14 protein-coding genes are annotated in these 14,743 nt (G+C 59.9%); 7 read left to right on the top strand and 7 right to left on the bottom strand.

From position 1 onward, the window contains the following. Nucleotides 1-129: 129 nt before the first annotated feature. The gene (locus SERRSCBI_RS14710) at nucleotides 130-309 is read right to left on the bottom strand and encodes a hypothetical protein (protein WP_004935085.1); all 180 of its coding nucleotides are present in this window, start codon (nucleotides 307-309) and stop codon (nucleotides 130-132) included. 95 nt (nucleotides 310-404) lie between these two features. Continuing rightward, nucleotides 405-1,514: a YbdK family carboxylate-amine ligase gene (locus SERRSCBI_RS14705; protein WP_042784909.1), complete on the bottom strand. Its 1,110-nt coding sequence runs from the start codon at nucleotides 1,512-1,514 to the stop codon at nucleotides 405-407. 150 nt (nucleotides 1,515-1,664) lie between these two features. Between SERRSCBI_RS14705 and SERRSCBI_RS14700 the strand changes: the two genes are divergently transcribed. The 3 genes from SERRSCBI_RS14700 (at nucleotide 1,665) to arsC (ending at nucleotide 3,796) form a co-directional block, all read left to right on the top strand. After that, a complete protein-coding gene (locus tag SERRSCBI_RS14700; protein ID WP_033650826.1) occupies nucleotides 1,665-1,991 on the top strand; it encodes a metalloregulator ArsR/SmtB family transcription factor in 327 nt (108 codons plus the stop codon). 69 nt (nucleotides 1,992-2,060) lie between these two features. Further along, complete coding sequence (locus tag SERRSCBI_RS14695; RefSeq protein ID WP_042784908.1) at nucleotides 2,061-3,350, top strand: arsenic transporter; 1,290 nt, start codon at nucleotides 2,061-2,063, stop codon at nucleotides 3,348-3,350. A gap of 14 nt (nucleotides 3,351-3,364) precedes the next feature. After that, nucleotides 3,365-3,796 (top strand): glutaredoxin-dependent arsenate reductase, encoded by a 432-nt coding sequence (gene arsC / locus SERRSCBI_RS14690; protein ID WP_042784907.1) that lies wholly within the window; start codon nucleotides 3,365-3,367, stop codon nucleotides 3,794-3,796. 26 nt (nucleotides 3,797-3,822) lie between these two features. Here the strand turns inward: arsC and SERRSCBI_RS14685 are convergent, their stop codons facing one another. Genes SERRSCBI_RS14685 through fdhD form a run of 3 tightly spaced genes read right to left on the bottom strand, consistent with a single transcriptional unit; the run spans nucleotide 3,823 to nucleotide 6,638 of the window. After that, a complete protein-coding gene (locus SERRSCBI_RS14685) occupies nucleotides 3,823-4,785 on the bottom strand; it encodes a Dyp-type peroxidase (RefSeq protein WP_033643584.1) in 963 nt (320 codons plus the stop codon). 34 nt (nucleotides 4,786-4,819) lie between these two features. Further along, nucleotides 4,820-5,737 carry a bestrophin family protein gene (locus SERRSCBI_RS14680; RefSeq protein ID WP_033643582.1) on the bottom strand — a complete coding sequence of 306 codons (918 nt, stop codon included), beginning with the start codon at nucleotides 5,735-5,737 and terminating at the stop codon, nucleotides 4,820-4,822. Nucleotides 5,738-5,795: 58 nt separating this feature from the next. Continuing rightward, nucleotides 5,796-6,638 (bottom strand): formate dehydrogenase accessory sulfurtransferase FdhD, encoded by an 843-nt coding sequence (gene fdhD / locus SERRSCBI_RS14675; RefSeq protein ID WP_042784906.1) that lies wholly within the window; start codon nucleotides 6,636-6,638, stop codon nucleotides 5,796-5,798. Between the two features lie 294 nt (nucleotides 6,639-6,932). On the opposite strand from fdhD, the gene umuD reads away from it, so the two are divergent. Then, on the top strand, nucleotides 6,933-7,367 hold the full coding sequence (gene umuD / locus SERRSCBI_RS14670) for a translesion error-prone DNA polymerase V autoproteolytic subunit (RefSeq protein ID WP_084587969.1): 435 nt from the start codon (nucleotides 6,933-6,935) through the stop codon (nucleotides 7,365-7,367). Nucleotides 7,368-7,369: 2 nt separating this feature from the next. After that, entirely contained in the window at nucleotides 7,370-8,686 is a 1,317-nt protein-coding gene (umuC, locus tag SERRSCBI_RS14665) for a translesion error-prone DNA polymerase V subunit UmuC (protein ID WP_042784903.1), read from the top strand. A 27-nt stretch (nucleotides 8,687-8,713) separates the two neighbouring features. Here umuC and aceE read toward each other — a convergent pair whose 3' ends face one another. Then, a complete protein-coding gene (gene aceE / locus SERRSCBI_RS14660; RefSeq protein ID WP_042784902.1) occupies nucleotides 8,714-11,389 on the bottom strand; it encodes a pyruvate dehydrogenase (acetyl-transferring), homodimeric type in 2,676 nt (891 codons plus the stop codon). Nucleotides 11,390-11,543: 154 nt separating this feature from the next. On the opposite strand from aceE, the gene SERRSCBI_RS14655 reads away from it, so the two are divergent. Next, nucleotides 11,544-11,981, top strand: a complete 438-nt coding sequence (locus SERRSCBI_RS14655) for a MarR family winged helix-turn-helix transcriptional regulator (protein ID WP_033643576.1) — start codon at nucleotides 11,544-11,546, stop codon at nucleotides 11,979-11,981. Here SERRSCBI_RS14655 and SERRSCBI_RS14650 read toward each other — a convergent pair whose 3' ends face one another. Beyond that, the gene (locus SERRSCBI_RS14650) at nucleotides 11,982-13,061 is read right to left on the bottom strand and encodes a hypothetical protein (RefSeq protein WP_042784900.1); all 1,080 of its coding nucleotides are present in this window, start codon (nucleotides 13,059-13,061) and stop codon (nucleotides 11,982-11,984) included. It lies immediately after the preceding gene. A 305-nt stretch (nucleotides 13,062-13,366) separates the two neighbouring features. Between SERRSCBI_RS14650 and SERRSCBI_RS25295 the strand changes: the two genes are divergently transcribed. Beyond that, nucleotides 13,367-14,716: a colicin-like pore-forming protein gene (locus tag SERRSCBI_RS25295; protein ID WP_042784899.1), complete on the top strand. Its 1,350-nt coding sequence runs from the start codon at nucleotides 13,367-13,369 to the stop codon at nucleotides 14,714-14,716. Nucleotides 14,717-14,743: the final 27 nt, after the last annotated feature.

The following is a 14,743-nucleotide window of genomic DNA, read 5'->3' as shown; positions in this document are numbered from 1 at the left end:
TTCCGGGTGTTGGTCGGTGGAGGCGAAACGTCGGGGGCGAAGAGAAAGGGAGAGAGACGTCCGGGAATGCGCGGACCTGTCAGGCCCGCCACCGGCGGCGTAGACGGAAAGAGGCCGGCGACCGGCCGTTCAGAAGCTTTTGACCAGCACGTCACGCGGCATTTCACTGCCGTGTTTCAGCAGGTGCTCAAACGATCTTTCGCTGCTTTTCAGCTGCTGCAAAAACTCCTGCGGCGACAGATCGTGCTTTTTGCCGCTCATGTAAGCCAGCGCCAGTTCTTTTGCCTGATAGCGGGAGAAATTGTACATAGTGTCCTCGATACGGTGAATGTCAGTGCTCACGATTGTAGCGAAAGAGCACATAATGAACAGCCGCTTTGGCGTATGGAATCGATAGCCGAAACTTAACTTGCCGGTTGCAACAGCTCATCGCACAGGCGTTTGATGACCTGGGTTTGCGGCAGGCCGTTGTGCAACATCTGGCGGATATGCTCCGCATCGCTGATGCCCCGGCGCACATGGCGCTCGACCGCCTGCAGCACGGCCCGATCCTCCTGCCGCTCGGCGAAGCCGCTCAGCGAGTCGAGGGTGTGCAGGATATGTGCGGTCAGGCTGCAGCGGCGCAGCGTGGCGGGATCGACGTATTCGGCGGCGAAACCGCTGCGATAGGCGTTGATCTTGTTGTAGTTGGTGAAGGCATCGTACTCCGGCGCGATCGGCGTGCGGTGTTGCAACAGAAAATCGGCCAGCATACGGCAGTAGCCGACCAGCAGCGTGGCGTGCGCGAGGCGCAGCGGCGTATCGCAGATGCGGATCTCTACCGTGCCCAGCTCCGGTTTCGGCCGCGCATCCCAGTAAATATCCTTGACGCTGTCGATGACGCCGGCGGCATGCAGCCGGTCATAGTAGGCGTTGAATTCGCGCCAGCTGTAGATGTGTTCCAGGCACCCGTAATTGGGGAAAGAATTCTGTGCGCTGAAACGGGAGCTGGCAAAGCGCGTATCGACGCCCTGGTACAGCGGTGACGAAGCGCTGAGCGCGATCAGCTGCGGAAAATAGGGCGTCAGCGCATGGCACAGGTACATCGCCTCGTCTCCGTCGTTGACGCCGAGGTGGATGTGTTGGCCGAATACGCAGGCCAGCTTGGAGAGATAGCCAAAACGGCTGGCCAGCTGCCTGTAGCGCGCGTTGTCGCTGATGACCTGCTTGCGCCAGTCGTTGCTCAGGTGGCGGCCGCCGCCGCAGACGTCACAGCCCAGGCGCCGTGCGCTACGCCGGACGGTATCGGTCAGGGCGCGCAGCTCGGCGTGCAGCGCATCGAGATCGCGGTGCACCGAGCTGTTCAGTTCCACCATCGACTTGGTGAGCTCATGTTTGACGCGTCGGCGGTCGCCGACCGCGCTGACCACCCGGTCAGCCCGATCCGTAAGATCGTAGTGCTCGTCATCGACCAGCTGCAGCTCTATTTCGGTGCCGATGGAGAGTCTTTCCGACGGTTTGAATGTGAGCGGCATGGCGCCTCCTTCCCATAAAAACAGCGTAAGATAAGTATAAGTTGTTGGGCTGGGGATAACGCCTTGCGTTTTATATTTGCTTTTTCGAATATGAAGGTGATATTTTCACGAGCGATTTGTGGAGCAGATAAAGGTTAACGGGAGTGCGACATGACGTCATTGACGCCGCTGAAGCTGTTTAAAAACTTGTCGGATGAGACGCGTCTGACGCTGGTGCTGGTGCTGCGCCACGCCGGCGAGCTGTGCGTGTGCGAGCTGTCGGGCGCACTGGCGCTACCGCAGCCAAAAATATCAAGACATCTGGCGATGCTGCGTGAAAGCGGGCTGTTGCTCGATCGGCGCGATGGCAAGTGGATACATTATCGCCTGTCGCCGCATATGCCGGCCTGGGCGGCGGCTATTATTGAGCAGGCTTATCAGTGCCGATCAGAACAGATGATGGAATTGGCGCAACGCGCGGCGAAAGGTTGCCCGTAACGATAAAAAATTTGCCTTAACATATCCGAAAAAACATATATGTAAACTTGAAGAAGCAGCGAGGCGGCGATGATAGTGGCAGGGACAATCTTTATTCTGACGTTGATTTTGGTGATTTGGCAACCGAAAGGGCTGGGCATCGGTTGGAGTGCGTCGATCGGGGCGGGATTGGCATTAGTGAGCGGCGTGGTGCACGTCGGTGATATTCCCGTGGTGTGGCAGATAGTCTGGAATGCGACCGCGACCTTCATCGCCGTCATCATCATTAGCCTGCTGCTGGATGAAAGCGGCTTCTTCACCTGGACCGCCTTGCATGTCGCACGTTGGGGCAACGGCAAAGGTCGATGGCTGTTTACCTACATGTTGCTGCTAGGGGCTGTAGTGGCAGCGTTGTTCGCGAACGACGGCGCCGCGTTGATTCTGACGCCGATCGTGATCGCCATGCTGTCGGCGCTCGGTTTTCGTCCTGCTGCCGTGCTGGCTTTCGTCATGGCGGCGGGCTTTATCGCCGATACTGCCAGCCTGCCGCTGGTGGTGTCCAACCTGGTAAATATCGTTTCAGCGGATTTCTTCCGGCTGGGCTTTACGGAGTATGCGGCGGTGATGGTGCCGGTCAACCTTGCCGCCGTCGCGGCGACGCTGGTGATGTTGCATCTGTTCTTCCGCAAGGATATTCCGCAGCGCTACGCATTGACGCGTTTACCGGTGCCACGGGAAGCGATCCGCGATCGCACGACGTTTCGGACCGGCTGGGCCGTATTGGCGCTGTTGTTGATGGGTTTTTTCGCCCTGGAGCCGCTCGGCGTGCCCGTCAGTTTGGTCGCCGCTTGCGGCGCCCTGGTTTTGCTGGCGGTGGCGAAACGCGGGCGAGCGATCGATACCGGTAAAGTGTTGCGCGGGGCGCCCTGGCAGATCGTCATTTTCTCACTGGGCATGTATCTGGTGATCTACGGGTTGCGCAACGCCGGTTTGACCGATTGGCTTTCCGGTGTGCTGGACGCGTTGGCACGGCAGGGGCTGTGGGCGGCGACGTTTGGCACCGGTTTCCTGAGCGCATTTCTCTCTTCCATCATGAATAACATGCCGACGGTATTGGTGGGGGCGTTGTCTATCGACGGCAGCAGTGCGGAAGGCGTCATCAAACAGGCGATGATTTACGCTAACGTTATCGGCAGCGATCTCGGCCCCAAAATTACCCCGATTGGCAGCCTGGCGACGTTACTGTGGCTGCATGTGTTGGCACAAAAGAACATCGTCATTACCTGGGGCTATTATTTCCGCGTGGGGCTGGTGATGACGTTACCGATTTTGTTTGTCACCCTGGCCGCGCTGGCATTGCGTTTGTCCGTTTTGCCCTGACCGGAGAAACCGTCATGAGCGACATCAAGATTTACCATAACCCGGCCTGCGGCACGTCGCGCAATACGTTGGCGTTGATCCGCAACAGCGGCGTTGAGCCAGAGGTGGTTTTGTATCTGGAAACGCCGCCAAGCCGCGAACGATTGATTGCGTTGCTGGCCGAAATGGGCATGACGCCGCGCGCGTTGCTGCGCAAAAACATCGAGCCTTACGCCGAGCTGAAGCTGGACGACGCCGGCTGGCGCGATGATCAACTGATCGATTTCATGCTGCAACAGCCGATCCTGATCAACCGCCCCATTGTGGTGACCCCGCTCGGCACGCGTTTGTGCCGTCCGTCGGAGGTGGTGTTGGAGATTCTGCCGGATCCGCAGCGCGGCGCCTTCAGCAAAGAGGACGGGGAGCCGGTGATTGATGCGCAGGGCCACAGGATAACCAACGGCTAATCGCTGCGGCCCCGCATTTCATCCAATCAGTGCAGTTCGGCGCCGCTGCGATCGGCCAGCGCTTCCAGCAGCGGGGCGGAAGGCACGAAGAACAGGGTGCCGGTCACCGCGTGGCTAAAATCGAGCAGCCGATCGTAGTTGCCGGCCGGGCGGCCGATAAACATGTTTTCCAGCATCTGCTCGATCGGCTGCGGGGAGCGCGCATAGCCGATAAAGTAGGTGCCGAACTCGCGCAGGCCGGGGCGGCCGAACGGCATGTTGTCGCGCAGAATTTTCACCTCGTTGCCTTGCTCGTCGGTGATGGTGGTCAACGAACTGTGCGACGACGACGGTTTGACCGCTTCATCCAGCTCGATGTTGGACTGTTTATGGCGGCCGATGATCTTCTCCTGCGTTTCCACGCTGAGCGAATTCCAACCCTGCATGTCGTGCAGGTATTTCTGCACCAGCACATAGCTGCCGCCGCTGAACGCCGCGTCTTCGTCGCCGATCACCGTGTAGTCGAAGGCTTCGTGCCCCTCCGGGTTCTCCGTACCGTCGACGAAGCCGATCATGGCGCGCTGATCGAAATAACGGAAGCCGTGCACCTCCTCGATCACCGTCACGGCGTCGCCGAGCTTGGCGGTCAACTGAGAGGCCAGTTCAAAACACAGATCCATTTCATCGGCGCGGATGTGCAGCAGGATGTCGCCAGGCGTGGCGACCGCAACGCGCTCCCCGCTGCCGATCGGGCTGAACGGATGCAGCTGGCGAGGGCGCGGCGCGCCGAACAGCGTATCCCAGGCCTCGGAGCCGAAGCCGCAGACGCAGGTGAGATTGCCCGCCGGCGCGCGTTTGCCGACCGAACGTACCACGGCGGCGATATCGCCGCACCAGGCGCGCACCGCCGCCAGATGGGCAGGAACGGGCGACAGGGTGGCGACGATGAAAATGGCATGGCGCGTGACCGGCGTGAATACGGCTTGCGGCGGGGTGTTATTTGCATTCATTGCATTCGGCTCCAGTGTGTTCGGGTGAAATAGATCAGATCAAATTAAAGTGCTCGTCGGGTTTCATCGGCGGTGGCAGCGGGCTTTGGTCGTTCATTTCCAGCAGGTTGCGCTCGATGGTGTTGCAAATGGCGTTTAACGGCAGATGGTTGGCCGACACGCCGAACGGATCCTCCAGCTCTTCGGCCAGTGAGTCCCAGGATAAGAAGGTATAGGAAATGAACACCGAAACAAACGGTGTCATGTAATGCAGATCGGTCACCAGGGCAAAAGGCAACAGGCTGCAGAACAGGTAAACGGTGCGCTGCAGGATCAGGGTATAGGCGAACGGCACCGGGGTGCTGGCGAGCCGTTCGCAGCCGCCGAGGGTGTGAGACAGTTCGCTCAGCTTATCGTCGATCAGCCCGAAGGTGATGTCGCTCAGCAGGCCCTGACGGCGCAATTTGCCGATTTCCTGGCCCAGCATCAGCAGGATGCGGTTGGTCGGCATCGGGCTGGCGATCACCTCGGCCAGCTCGTTGCCGGTGAGATTGTGGTACAGATCGGCGGTGGGGTCGGTGCCGCGCAGCTGATGCTTCAGGCTCCAGCTAAAGGCGATCAGCAGCTTGGCGACCTTTTGCTGCACCGCCGGTTCGTCCGGCAGCAGGCTTTTGATCTGGCGCAGCAGGGTGCGTTCGGTAATCAGCAGCGAGCCCCACAGGTTGCGCGCTTCGACAAAGCGGCTGTAGCCGGCGTTATTGCGAAAGCCAAGAAAAATGGCGATGGCGATGCCCAACAGGCTGAACGGCGCGATGGTCAAATGCACGCCGAGCTGTTCGTACCATTGGTAGCTGATCACCGCCACTATCGACATCAGCACGTTCAGCGACAGGCGAAAGGTAATTTTTGACAGCACGGAACCGTGCCAGGCGAACAGGCGAAAAAACCAGTTCTGGTGCGGGCGAATTATCATAACGTGGGTGCTTCCTGGTGTCCTGCTATTGAGAATAGTCGATTCTTATCCGGCGGCGCTATGCCGCCGTTGTCGATTGCCAGAGCCGTTGCGGGTGCGTATAGACGGTGGCGCGCCCCGGTTTGCTGAAGCCCACCAGCGTCAGGTTGCTGCGCTCGGCCACTTCCACCGCCAGACGGGTGGCGGCGGAGACGGCGAACAGGATCTCGACGCCGCACATGGCGGACTTTTGCACCATTTCATAGCTGGCGCGGCTCGAGACCAGCGCCGCCCCTTGCGACCAGGCCTGTTGGCTGCGGTAACCCAGCAGTTTGTCGAGCGCCACATGGCGGCCGACGTCTTCACATCCGCCGCTGAGCGCGCCGTCCGGCTGGATCCAGGCCGCCGCATGGGTGCAGCCGGTCAGTTTTCCCACCGTTTGCACTTCCTGCAGTTGAGCCAACGCCCGGTCGAGCTGGGCCAAATCGAAACGTTGGGTGAAGGGCAGCGGTGCGATGGGCTGAGCAACCTCCTGCAGCTGCTCGACCCCGCAGACGCCGCAGCCGGTGCGGCCGGCCAGGCTGCGGCGCTTCTCTTTCAGCTGCATAAAGCGGCGGCTCGAGAGCTCTACATGCACTTCAATGCCGTTGCAGGCCGGTTGTTGACGGATGTCGTAGATATCGTCGGGGGAGGCGATGATGCCTTCGGACAGCGAAAAACCGATGGCGAAGGCCGCCAGATCTTTTGGCGTCGCCATCATCACCACGTGGGAAATGCCGTTGTACACCAGGGCGACCGGCACTTCTTCCGCCAGCCAATCCTGCTGCGCCTGAGCCAGATCGGTGCGCTGCCAGACCGCATGGCGAGACAGGCAGGCCTGTTCGATGTCGTCGGTTTCTGCGAGGAGTAGGTGCTTGTTCATAACGTTCTCGTGACCGCCGGTGACGAGGCGCCGACGGGGATGAATGCTTATTGAGCAGGTGTGGACATTATACAGGATTCTGATCCCGCTCGCGTAGGGAATCACGCCCTGCAGGTTATCCACAGTTTTAGTGGATAACGTGTGTGCAAGGCAGCGTGAAACCGTTAGCAGGCGTAAAAAAAAATCGCTCAGAAAATTATTATATTACGCGGCAAAGCGCGATCCGCAGGGGGATAGGGGTTGTACGCGTTCGCGTTTTGTTTATGCCTTACTGTATAAATATACAGTTTGGTTATGATTATGCTGAGTACTTTAAGGTTGTATGCTTTTTCACCAGGTGAGCCCCTAACGTTACCGCTGTTTGCCGATCGCGTGGCCTGCGGTTTTCCCTCCCCGGCGCAGGACTATGTCGAGAGCCGGCTGGATATCGGCAAACTGCTGGTGCGGCACCCCAACGCCACCTATTTCGTGCGCGCCAGCGGCGAATCGATGATCGACGGCAATATTCGGGACGGCGATCTGCTGATTGTCGACAGCGCCCTGACGCCGGAGCATGGCAATATCGTGATCGCTGCGGTGGACGGCGAATTCACCGTCAAAAAGCTGCAGCGCCACCCCGACGTGCAGCTGTTGCCGATGAATCCCGCCTATGCGCCCATCGTGTTCGACGACGAAGCGCAGCTGGAGATTTTCGGCGTGGTGACCTTTATCGTCTACGCGGCGCTGTAACCATGTTTGCCCTGGTAGACGTCAACAGCTTCTACGCTTCCTGCGAGACCATCTTTCGGCCCGACCTGCGGGGGCGGCCGGTGATTGTGTTGTCCAACAACGACGGCTGCGTGATCGCCCGCAGCGCCGAGGCGAAGGCGCTGGGCGTGCCGATGGGCGCGCCTTATTTCAAGATCAAAGAGGAGATGCGCCGTCGCAACGTCGCGGTGTTCTCCTCCAACTACGCGCTGTACGCCGATATGTCCCGCCGGGTGATGGACACGCTGGAGGAGATGGCGCCGGCGGTGGAGATCTATTCACTGGACGAAGCCTTTCTGCGGCTGGACGGCGTGGCGCGCTGCGAGGCGCTGGAACCGTTCGGCCAGCGGGTGCGCGATCGCATCCGGCGCGAGCTGCATTTGACGGTCGGGGTTGGCATTGCGCCGAGCAAAACGCTGGCCAAGCTGGCCAACTTCGCGGCCAAGAAATGGCGCGGCACCGGCGGCGTGGTGGATTTATCCGATCCGGCGCGCCAGCGCAAACTGCTGGCGTTGCTCCCGGTGGAAGAAGTGTGGGGCGTGGGCCGCCGCCTGACGCGCCAGCTGCAGGCGATGGGCATTCACACCGCGCTGCAGCTGGCGGACTGCGATACCCGGCTGGCGCGTAAAACCTTCAGCGTGGTGCTGGAGCGCACGATACGTGAGCTGCGCGGCGAGTCATGCCTGCAATGGGAGGATGAGGCGGCGGCGAAAGAGCAGATCATCTGTTCCCGCTCGTTCGGCCAGCGGTTGACGCACTACCCGCACATGCGCGAGGCGATCTGCAGCTATGCCGAACGCGCCGCCGAAAAGCTGCGACAGGAAAAGCGCTATTGCCGCAACGTGTCGGTGTTTATCAAAACCAGCCCGCATTCGGCGGGCGAAGGGTATTACAGCAATATGGGCACCGCCCGGCTGCAAACCCCGAGTAACGACAGCCGCGACATCATCGCCATGGCGGTACGTGCGCTGGAAAGCATCTGGCAGGAGGGGCGACGTTACCTGAAGGGCGGCGTGGTGCTGGGAGATTTCAGCGCCGCCGCCATGGCGCAGATCGATCTGTTCGACGACTGCCCGCCGCGCCGCAACAGCGAGCGCCTGATGGCGACCCTCGATCGCCTGAATCAGGAAGGGCGCGGGCGCGTATGGTTCGCCGGGCAGGGGATCGTCAAACCGTGGCAAATGAAGCGCGACATGCTGTCGCCGGCCTACACCACCCGGCTGGCGGACATTCCCGTGGTGCGGCTGGGGGAGCGGGCGCCGCGCGCTGCCGAATCGAAGGAAGAAAAACGCCGCGGGTGACAACCGGCGGCGTGGGTAGGCTGAGTGTTACTTCACCGCAGCCGGATCCGGCTTATCGGGGGCGATGCCGTACAGCGCCATGGCGCGGTTGACCTCGCTGCGGGCGATACGGCCTTCGTCTGCCAGCAGTTTCAACGCGGCGAGCGCGATGAAATGGCGGTTGACCTCGAAGAACTCACGCAGCGCCTCGCGGGTGTCCGAGCGGCCAAAGCCGTCGGTGCCCAAGGCGATAAAGGTGCGGTCGGGCAAGAACGGTTTGATCTGATCGCCGACGATCTTCATATAGTCCGTCGCTACCACCACCGGGCCGGGATGCGCCGCCAGCAGGCTTTGTATATAAGGGACTTTCGGCGGATCTTCCGGATGCAGCAGGTTCCAGCGTTCGGCCGCCATGCCGTTGCGGCGCAGCTCGCTCAGGCTGGTGGCGCTCCAGATATCGCTGGCGACGCCAAAGTCCACGGCCAACAGCTCCGCCGCCGCCAGCGCCTCGCGCATGATGGCGCCGCTGGCGACCAACTGAGCACGCGGGCTCTCTTGGGTTGTCGCTGCGCTCTGTTTGAGCAAATACGCCCCCTGGATAATCCCGTCCTCTACGCCCGCCGGCATCGGCGGCTGCGGGTATCCCTCATTGAGCAAGGTGATGTAGTAGTAAATATCCTCTTGCTCAACGAACATCCTGCGCATGCCGCTCTGAACAATCACCGCGAGTTCATAGGCATAGGTCGGATCGTAGGAGACGCAGCTGGGGATCACGGAAGACAGCACGTGGCTGTGGCCGTCGTCATGCTGCAAGCCTTCGCCCATCAGGGTGGTTCTGCCGGAGGTGGCGCCGAGCAGGAAACCCTTGGTGCGCGCGTCGGCCGCCGCCCAGGCGAGATCGCCCACCCGCTGCAGCCCGAACATGGAGTAGAAGATATAGAACGGGATCGTCGCGACATCGTGGTTGCTGTAGGCGGTGCCGGCGGCGATCCAGGTCGATATCGCGCCGGATTCGTTGATGCCTTCCTGCAAAATCTGGCCGTATTTGGCCTCTTTATAGTAGCTGAGCTGCCCTGCATCCTGCGGGGTATACAGCTGGCCGAGCCAGGAATGGATGCCAATCTGGCGGAACAGGCCTTCCATGCCGAACGTGCGCGACTCGTCCGGCACGATGGGCACGATCAGTTTGCCGATGTTGGGGTCTTTGAGCAGCGCGCCGAGGATATTGACGAAGGCCATGGTGGTTGACATGTTGCGCTCGCCGCTGCCCTTAAGGAGACTGTCGAAGCGCGATAACGCCGGTATCGCCAGCGGGGCGGATTGGCCGAAGCGGGCGGGGATGTAGCCGCCCAGCGCGGTGCGCGTTGCGGTGATGTACTTCGCCGCCGCGCTGTCGGGCTCGGGCTTCAGATAAGGGATCGCTTCCAGCTGCGCATCGGGGAGCGTCAGCCCCAAACGATCGCGGAAGGCTTTCACCGCATCCTGGCTCATTTTTTTCAGCTGATGGTTGATGTTCTGCCCTTCACCGGCTTCTCCCATGCCGAACCCTTTGACCGTTTTGGCCAATACCACCGTCGGCCTGCCCGGGGTATGCATCGCCTGATGGTAGGCGGCGTACACCTTTTGCGGATCGTGGCCGCCGCGGTGCAGCGCCCAGATCTCATCGTCGCTCAGATCGGCGACCAGCGCGAGCAACTCCGGGTACTTGCCGAAGAAATGCTCCCGCACATAGGCGCCGCTTTGCGACTTGAAGGTCTGGTAATCGCCGTCGACGCACTCCATCATGCGCTGCATCAGCAGCCCGGAGCGATCTTTTTGCAGGAGTTTGTCCCAGCCGCTGCCCCAGATCACCTTGATCACCTGCCAGCCGGCGGCTTTGAAGGTGCCTTCCAGTTCCTGAATGATCTTGCCGTTGCCGCGCACGGGACCATCCAGCCGCTGCAGATTGCAGTTCACGACGAAGATCAGGTTATCGAGCTTTTCTCGCCCGCCCAGCGCAATTGCCGCCAGCGATTCCGGTTGATCCATCTCGCCGTCGCCGAGAAACGCCCACACCTTTCTCCCCTGATGCGGTTTCAACCCGCGGTATTCCAGATAACGCATATAGCGTGCCTGATAGGCGGCGGTCAGCGGCCCCAGCCCCATCGAAACGGTGGGATATTGCCAGAAATCCGGCATCAGCCTGGGGTGCGGATAGGAAGAAAGGCCGCGGCGCGCGGATTCGCGGCGAAAGTTGTCGAGCTGCTCCTCGTCGATGCGTCCTTCGAGATAGGCGCGGCCGTAAATGCCGGGGGCGGAGTGACCCTGGATATACACCATGTCACCGGCAAACTCATCGGTGCGTCCGCGGAAAAAGTGCGTGAATCCCACGTCGTAAAGCACCGCGGCCGACTGGTAGGTGGCGATGTGTCCACCGACGTTGGAATGTTTGCCGGCGCGCAGCACCATCGCCATGGCGTTCCAGCGAATAAACGCATTGATGCGCGCTTCCGCGGCCAGATCGCCGGGATACGTCGGCTGCTTATAGACCGGGATCGTATTCACGTACGGCGTGGTGACCATGCTGAAGAAATCGCCGTGTTTTCGCTGATCGGCTTCGGCCATTCTTTCCAACAAAAAATGCGCGCGTTCACGGCCGTCGATGTCGGCGACGCCTTCAAATGCCTCAAGCCATTCAGCCGTCTCTTGTGGGTCAAGATCTGCTTTTACCGCGGGTTGGTTCATAAAAGCTCCAAATGTACTTACCTGATAAGGCGCTGAGCGATACAGGAATTTATTGAATTGCATATGCAAGAGTTGTAAATGCAATAATGGCGAAAGCCACTCTATCCCTTTACAATTGCAATTGCAACTCACCGCTTTTGACGAGAAAACTGACATGACAGATAAACAACCCGACCTGTGGTTCTCCTTCGTGCGCGCGCACCGGGCAATCATCAAAAAGATAGAAACGCAATTGTCGGAGGCGGGGCTGCCGGCGTACGCCTGGTATGACGTGTTATGGGGATTGGAAAGCGGGGAAAACGGCACGCGCCGCATGCATGAACTGGCGGACGTGTTGGTGATTGAGCGTTATAACCTGACCCGCCTGATGGATCGCCTGGAAAAAGAGCGGCTGGTCACGCGTTTTCGTTCGGATGACGACCGTCGGGCCTCCTTCGCCACCATCACCGAGGAAGGCAAGGCCCTGCGGAAAAAAATGTGGGAGATCTACCGCGCGGTGGTCAAAACCCACTTTCTCAATCAGTTCAGCGAAGAAGAGATCGCACGCTTCTCCGACGCGTTGGACAACGCGATGCAGCTGGCCAGAGCGTGATCAGGCATCGGGCGTGATGTGCAGAACGCGCAGCGCATCGGCGATCAGCGTCGAGGGAATTTTCTGCTCGTCGGCCAGCAGTTTGAGGGCGCATAGCGCAATCCATTCCGCCTGTGGATAGTGAATTTCGCCCCGGGTGCGAGAATCCGAACCCACCGCGGCAAAGCGTGCGGGAATGAACCGCTTGAGCTGATTGGCGAGCAGATGCGAATAGTCGGTGACGGCGACGACGGGGGCATTCCCGGCGCCCAGACACGTTTTCAGATGGCATTCGCCGCCGCTGTCCTGGCGCTGCATGTCGGCGAGTTCGGCATCCTGCGCCAACCGCGTGTAGCTGGGGCAGCTCCAGATTTCGGCCGCGATGCCCCAATTTTTCAACACCTCAGCCGCCTGCTGAACGCGGGCGAGCGCTCTGCCTGCGCCGCACAGGCGAACCTGCAACGGCGAGTCCGCCGCCGTCGCGACACGATACATCCCCTTGAACGCCTGCTCTGCGACAAACGGCTCACCGGAAGCGGGGGCGTCATTGTCTGCGTTGGTCGCGAGATACACCATCTTTCTCGTTCCCTCCAGATAGAGCGCGTGCAGGGCGTGATGGAGTATCGCGCCGGTTTCCCGGGCATTGGCCGGATCGAAAGGCAGCCAGTCCGGCATGGCGGTGAGCTGGAGCGGGAACCAGGCCTGCACGCCTTTCGGCAAGTCGGTACTGCCGGTATCCGCATCGCTGATGAAAATCCCCTTGCGATTGGTTTCCGGCTCAAGCCCGCGGAGCATGTCCACCGAAGGGGTGTTGACGACGTAAAACAACGGTTTCTCATAACGTTCTGATTGATGGCCAAACCAGAGCGGCCAGGCGGTGGCGTAGCGGGAGCTCGGCGGTTCGGCGCGCCTTCTGCCGTCGATGAGCCAGATGTTGCCACTGGCGTTTAGTTCGCTCAAGGCTTCCGCCGTCCAGGCGGTGGAAGAGGGAAGCGCCGCGCCGGCGTTCTGGCTGACGGAGGCCATCTTGCGGATACAAGCTTCGGCCAGGGTTCTGGTCCTGGCGGAGGCGGCAGGCATTGTTATACGTTGAAGCGACATGCGGAGCATTCCCTTTAAGTTGCAATTACGATGATTGTAATTGCAATTCATAGCGTGTGCCAATGACTTCTGAACAGGTCGCAGCCATCCAGGCGTGACCCGCGGCGATATATTCAGGTTATGCAGACGCGATCCTATTTGTTTCACCGACCAGACAGCCGCCATCCGTTGTCCTTATTTCTGCGGTTTTTTATAAATGACGGGCAGCTAAAAACGGTTTGCCGATAGGGATAATGCGCGTGTCAATCCGCGTTAAACGAGAATATCGGCATCTTAAAAATAAAACGAAATAAGGATGAAAGCATATGCCTGGATTTAATTATGGTGGTAAAGGAGATGGGACTAACTGGAGTTCTGAACGCGGTACGGGCCCTGAGCCGGGGGGCGGCGATAAAGGCCATTCCGGCGATCGCGATCGCGGCGGCGCCGGCGTTGGCAACAGCCCGGAACAGCAACAGATAGCGGCGATCCAAAACGATCCGGCGCTGCGCATGAAGCTGGAGGCGGTGATTAAGGCGGCGCGCAGAATTAACCCGGATGCGAAATTGCATATTGAAAGCGTCAGCCCATCCGGCACGCTGAGCCTTTCCGCCACCGGTTTGACGGCCGAGCAGGCGAAGCACATTGGCCTGGGGGGGCTGGTGATGGGGGTCAACGCCAAGGGGGTGACAGTGGCGATCGGGGATATCGAAACCGGCCATGCGCGCAAATCCTCACCCCCTGGCAAAGGCGGCAACAATGGCCTGAATGCCGGGCAGATCGGCGCCTCTTCGTTAGGCAGTTTCGTGACAGACTCGCATCGCGATCGGCCCGTCAGCGGCTGGCATGGCAACGGCAAAACCGGCGAATTCTCGACGACCCGCACCACCGGGAGTTACTACGGTTTTCATCATTTGAAGGTGGAAAAGCAAGACGGAGTGGCGACCTACAGCCTCTACTATAAGGCCAATAAGAACCGGCCCGCGTTTATCGCCGTGGTGAGAGGGGATAACCTGAATGCCATGGAGGTGAAATATGCCAACGGCAAGCCGGTAAAATCACCCGGCTCGGTAAAAACGATCGTTAAGGAATTCGTCGAATATCAAAATGCGGAATTAAAAGCCATCAAGGATGGCGTCAGCCTGGCCGCAGGTATCAATAAAGATATCGCGGAAAAGATCGGCGCGAAATACGCCAAACTCGCCAAGGATTTGGAGGCGGGAATTCAAGGAAAATATATCCGCAACGTGCAAGATGCGGAGAAAACCTACGAGCAATTGACGAAGGGCTTGAACAAAAAGCTCAAGGCGCAGGACAAAGCGGCGATTGTCGCCTGGCTGAAAATGATCGATGCGGAACAGTATGCCCGCAATGCGCGGGTATTGGGCAAGGTCTTCACCGGGGTGGACTGGGCGATCAAGGGCGCGGATCTGGTAAACGCCGCGATTGAAGGTTTCTCAACCGGCAACTGGAAAGCGTTCCGCAACCAGCTCGAAGCGCTCGGGTTGTCGATCGGCGCAGGGTATACGCTCTCCGCTATCGCCGCGTTTTTCGCGCCGACGCTGGTGTCGTCGACGGTGGGCATTTTCGCCTTCGCTTACCTGTTTGGCTGGGCCACCAGCTATATCGATGCGGAACGTGCGGGGGAACTGGAGAAGTGGGTCGCTGACCTGTAACGGCATGAGGGGGCTGGCCCCCTCATT

The sequence above is a fragment of the Serratia sp. SCBI genome, assembly GCF_000747565.1.
Lineage (GTDB): Bacteria > Pseudomonadota > Gammaproteobacteria > Enterobacterales > Enterobacteriaceae > Serratia > Serratia ureilytica.
Note: the sequence above shows the minus strand (reverse complement) of the source record. Positions and strands in the feature narration are given on the sequence as shown.

Coding starts and splice junctions, on each gene's coding strand:
- SERRSCBI_RS14710 (WP_004935085.1), bottom strand. CDS start 309: ATGTACAATTTCTCCCGCTATCAGGCAAAAGAACTGGCGCTGGCTTAC.
- SERRSCBI_RS14705 (WP_042784909.1), bottom strand. CDS start 1,514: ATGCCGCTCACATTCAAACCGTCGGAAAGACTCTCCATCGGCACCGAA.
- SERRSCBI_RS14700 (WP_033650826.1), top strand. CDS start 1,665: ATGACGTCATTGACGCCGCTGAAGCTGTTTAAAAACTTGTCGGATGAG.
- SERRSCBI_RS14695 (WP_042784908.1), top strand. CDS start 2,061: ATGATAGTGGCAGGGACAATCTTTATTCTGACGTTGATTTTGGTGATT.
- arsC (WP_042784907.1), top strand. CDS start 3,365: ATGAGCGACATCAAGATTTACCATAACCCGGCCTGCGGCACGTCGCGC.
- SERRSCBI_RS14685 (WP_033643584.1), bottom strand. CDS start 4,785: ATGAATGCAAATAACACCCCGCCGCAAGCCGTATTCACGCCGGTCACG.
- SERRSCBI_RS14680 (WP_033643582.1), bottom strand. CDS start 5,737: ATGATAATTCGCCCGCACCAGAACTGGTTTTTTCGCCTGTTCGCCTGG.
- fdhD (WP_042784906.1), bottom strand. CDS start 6,638: ATGAACAAGCACCTACTCCTCGCAGAAACCGACGACATCGAACAGGCC.
- umuD (WP_084587969.1), top strand. CDS start 6,933: ATGATTATGCTGAGTACTTTAAGGTTGTATGCTTTTTCACCAGGTGAG.
- umuC (WP_042784903.1), top strand. CDS start 7,370: ATGTTTGCCCTGGTAGACGTCAACAGCTTCTACGCTTCCTGCGAGACC.
- aceE (WP_042784902.1), bottom strand. CDS start 11,389: ATGAACCAACCCGCGGTAAAAGCAGATCTTGACCCACAAGAGACGGCT.
- SERRSCBI_RS14655 (WP_033643576.1), top strand. CDS start 11,544: ATGACAGATAAACAACCCGACCTGTGGTTCTCCTTCGTGCGCGCGCAC.
- SERRSCBI_RS14650 (WP_042784900.1), bottom strand. CDS start 13,061: ATGTCGCTTCAACGTATAACAATGCCTGCCGCCTCCGCCAGGACCAGA.
- SERRSCBI_RS25295 (WP_042784899.1), top strand. CDS start 13,367: ATGCCTGGATTTAATTATGGTGGTAAAGGAGATGGGACTAACTGGAGT.